This window comes from Maribellus luteus, from assembly GCF_003576475.1.
In the GTDB taxonomy this organism is placed as follows: Bacteria; Bacteroidota; Bacteroidia; order Bacteroidales; family Prolixibacteraceae; genus Draconibacterium; species Draconibacterium luteum.
This window is the reverse complement of the sequence record NZ_QWGR01000306.1, coordinates 1-513: the sequence shown is the minus strand read 5'-3', so window position 1 is coordinate 513 and position 513 is coordinate 1. Positions and strand designations below refer to the sequence as shown.

Genomic DNA, 513 nt, shown 5'->3' with positions numbered 1-513 from the left:
CAGGATGTGCCGATCACCCTGACCGCCTTCTCCGGACGGGCGGCGGAAACCTATCGCCTGGAGAGTCTTCGCGACATATCGCGACTGACGCCAGGCCTGCTCGTCTCGTCGTTCAGCTACAGCAGCCCGACCATCGCCATTCGCGGCGCGACCAACACCTTCACCCAGATCGGCGCGAACAAGCCGGTGGCGGTCGTCCTCGACGACCTGTTCATCCCGCGCAACAGCGCCGCGACGTTCGATCTCTATGGCCTGAATTCGGTGCAGGTGCTCAAGGGCCCGCAGGGTACGCTGTTCGGGCGCAACGTGACCGGCGGCGCCATCATCCTAGACACCGGCAAGCCCAGCTTCTCCACCCCCACCGCGATCGTCCGCGCAGGCGTCGGCGACTACGACCTGCGGCAACTGGACGGCCGCGTCGACCTCCCCTTGGAGGAAGCCGCCGTCTTGCGCTTGGCCGGATCGCTCAAGAGCCACAGCGGCTACGGACGCGACCGTCTGACCGGCCGCGAG

General features: G+C 67.1%; 1 protein-coding gene. It reads left to right on the top strand.

Going from position 1 to position 513, the window contains the following annotated elements; genetic code table 11:
* On the top strand, positions 1-513 hold a 513-nt coding region (locus D1614_RS25240), incomplete at both ends, for a TonB-dependent receptor plug domain-containing protein (RefSeq protein WP_155523352.1).